At 57.6% G+C, this 3,473-nt stretch carries 2 rRNA genes; both read right to left on the minus strand.

The window, feature by feature from the left end:
• Positions 1–61: 61 nt before the first annotated feature.
• Positions 62–178, minus strand: a 5S ribosomal RNA gene (gene rrf / locus AHIS1636_RS19900).
• A 164-nt stretch (positions 179–342) separates the two neighbouring features.
• A 23S ribosomal RNA gene (locus tag AHIS1636_RS19905) occupies positions 343–3,469 on the minus strand.
• Positions 3,470–3,473 lie beyond the last annotated feature (4 nt).

The following is a 3,473-nucleotide window of genomic DNA, read 5'->3' on the forward strand; positions in this document are numbered from 1 at the left end:
GTGGTTAAATGCGGTGAGGGGCGCCGCCGTCGTTGGCGGTGCCCCTCATCGTGGTGGTTGTGTCCGGCGGTGACCTACTCTCCCACACCCTCCCGGGTGCAGTACCATCGGCGCTGCGGGTCTTAGCTTCCGGGTTCGGAATGGGACCGGGCGTTTCCCCCGCGCTATGACCGCCGTAACTCGTTTTCACGTTCCCCGGGCCCCGGTGTGCGGGGGGTGGGGTGTGAAGTCTTTTCGGGTTACGGCCAGTACCTGCGTGGTGACTGGCTGTTATTCAATTATGGTTTGTTCCCGGGTTGTTGTCTGGGAACCACATAGCGGACGCGTAGCACTCTTTTTGGTGTGGTGTAAGTTATCGGCCTATTAGTACCGGTCAGCTTCACAGGTCGTTAGTCCCTGCTTCCACATCCGGCCTATCAACCCAGTGGTCTGGCTGGGGGCCTCTCCCCCTTGCGGGGATGGAAATCTCATCTTGAAGCCGGCTTCCCGCTTAGATGCTTTCAGCGGTTATCCAATCCGAACGTAGCTAATCAGCGGTGCACTTGGCAGTACAACTGACACACCAGAGGTTCGTCCGTCCCGGTCCTCTCGTACTAAGGACAGACCTTCTCAAATTTCCTGCGCGCGCAGCGGATAGGGACCGAACTGTCTCACGACGTTCTAAACCCAGCTCGCGTACCGCTTTAATGGGCGAACAGCCCAACCCTTGGGACCTACTCCAGCCCCAGGATGCGACGAGCCGACATCGAGGTGCCAAACCATGCCGTCGATATGGACTCTTGGGCAAGATCAGCCTGTTATCCCCGAGGTACCTTTTATCCGTTGAGCGACGGCCATTCCACAATGTGCCGCCGGATCACTAGTCCCGACTTTCGTCCCTGCTCGAGATGTCTCTCTCACAGTCAAGCTCCCTTGTGCACTTACACTCGCCACCTGATTGCCAACCAGGCTGAGGGAACCTTTGGGCGCCTCCGTTACTCTTTAGGAGGCAACCGCCCCAGTTAAACTACCCATCAGGCACTGTCCCTGACCCGGATTACGGGCCGAAGTTAGATGTCCAGAGTGACCAGAGTGGTATTTCAACGATGACTCCGCCCGAACTGGCGTCCGGGTTTCACAGTCTCCCACCTATCCTACACAAGCCACACCGAACACCAATACCAAACTATAGTAAAGGTCTCGGGGTCTTTCCGTCCTGCTGCGCGTAACGAGCATCTTTACTCGTAGTGCAATTTCGCCGAGTTTATGGTTGAGACAGCGGGGAAGTCGTTACTCCATTCGTGCAGGTCGGAACTTACCCGACAAGGAATTTCGCTACCTTAGGATGGTTATAGTTACCACCGCCGTTTACTGGGGCTTAAATTCCCAGCTTCGCCCGCGAACGGGCTAACCGGTCCTCTTAACCTTCCAGCACCGGGCAGGAGTCAGTCCGTATACCTCGTCTTGCGACTTCGCACGGACCTGTGTTTTTAGTAAACAGTCGCTTCCCCCTGGTCTCTGCGGCCCCGATCCCCTCCCCGCCGCGCGGGCGGTTCAAGGTTGGGGCCCCCCTTCTCCCGAAGTTACGGGGGCATTTTGCCGAGTTCCTTAACCATAATTCTCTCGATCGCCTTGGTATTCTCTACCTGATCACCTGTGTCGGTTTGGGGTACGGGCGGCTAAAACCTCGCGTCGATGCTTTTCTCGGCAGCATAGGATCACCAGATCCCCCCATGCGGGGGTCCCGTCAGGTCTCAGGCTCAGTGAACGGCGGATTTGCCTACCGTTCGCCCTACATCCTTGGACCGGGACAACCATCGCCCGGCCTGGCTACCTTCCTGCGTCACACCTGTTAATACGCTTACCTCCCCGGATCAGGTCCCGCGCGCCCCGCACACACCGGCCCCGAAGGGCACACATGCACGGTTTGGGCGGTTAGTATCACCGGCTCGGTATTGGCGGTTTTTCGCCGGTACGGGAATATCAACCCGTTGTCCATCGACTACGCCTGTCGGCCTCGCCTTAGGTCCCGACTTACCCAGGGCAGATTAGCTTGACCCTGGAACCCTTGATCATTCGGCGGACGGGTTTCCCACCCGTCTTTCGCTACTCATGCCTGCATTCTCACTCGTGTAGGCTCCACCACTGGTTTCCACCGCGGCTTCACCGCCCACACGACGCTCCCCTACCCATCCGCGCTCCTGAACCACGAAGGCTTGGAACATACGCGGATGCCACAACTTCGGCGGTGTACTTGAGCCCCGCTACATTGTCGGCGCGGAATCACTTGACCAGTGAGCTATTACGCACTCTTTCAAGGGTGGCTGCTTCTAAGCCAACCTCCTGGTTGTCTGGGCAACTCCACATCCTTTCCCACTTAGCACACGCTTAGGGGCCTTAGTTGGTGGTCTGGGCTGTTTCCCTCTCGACTATGAAGCTTATCCCCCACAGTCTCACTGCTGCGCTCTGACTTACCGGCATTCGGAGTTTGGCTGACGTCAGTAACCTTGTAGGGCCCATCGGCCATCCAGTAGCTCTACCTCCGGCAAGAAACACGCAACGCTGCACCTAAATGCATTTCGGGGAGAACCAGCTATCACGGAGTTTGATTGGCCTTTCACCCCTACCCACAGCTCATCCCCTCCATTTTCAACTGAAGTGGGTTCGGTCCTCCACGACGTCTTACCGTCGCTTCAACCTGGCCATGGGTAGATCACTCCGCTTCGGGTCTAGATCACGCCACTGCAACGCCCTGTTCAGACTCGCTTTCGCTACGGCTTCCCCCCACGGGTTAACCTCGCGACGTAACACTAACTCGCAGGCTCATTCTTCAAAAGGCACGCCGTCACGGGAACAAAGCCCGCTCCGACGGATTGTAAGCACACGGTTTCAGGTACTGTTTCACTCCCCTCCCGGGGTACTTTTCACCTTTCCCTCACGGTACTTGTCCGCTATCGGTCATCAGGTAGTATTCAGGCTTACCAGGTGGTCCTGGCAGATTCGCACGGGATTTCTCGGGCCCCGTGCTACTTGGGATCCTCTCCAAGCGGCGGCACACATTACGGTTACAGGGCTAACACCTTCTCCGGCCGGCCTTTCAAGACCGTTCACCTATGCATCCGCACTCACTCCAGCTGTCCGGCAGAACAGCAACGGAAAGTCCCGCAACCCCGACCATGCAACGCCCGCCGGCTATCACACATGGACCGGTTTGGCCTCGTCCGCGTTCGCTCGCCACTACTAACGGAATCACTATTGTTTTCTCTTCCTGCGGGTACTGAGATGTTTCACTTCCCCGCGTTCCCTCCACGCACCCTATGTGTTCAGATGCGGGTCACCCGGTCACTCGCGCGCCGGGCGGGGTTTCCCCATTCGGACATCCTGGGATCACGGTCCGGTTATCGACTCCCCCAGGCTTTTCGCAGATTCCCACGTCCTTCTTCGGCTCCTGATGCCAAGGCATCCACCGTGTGCTCTTAAAAACTTGACCACAA

This window comes from Arthrobacter mangrovi (assembly GCF_026011795.1).
Classification (GTDB): Bacteria; Actinomycetota; Actinomycetes; order Actinomycetales; family Micrococcaceae; genus Crystallibacter; species Crystallibacter mangrovi.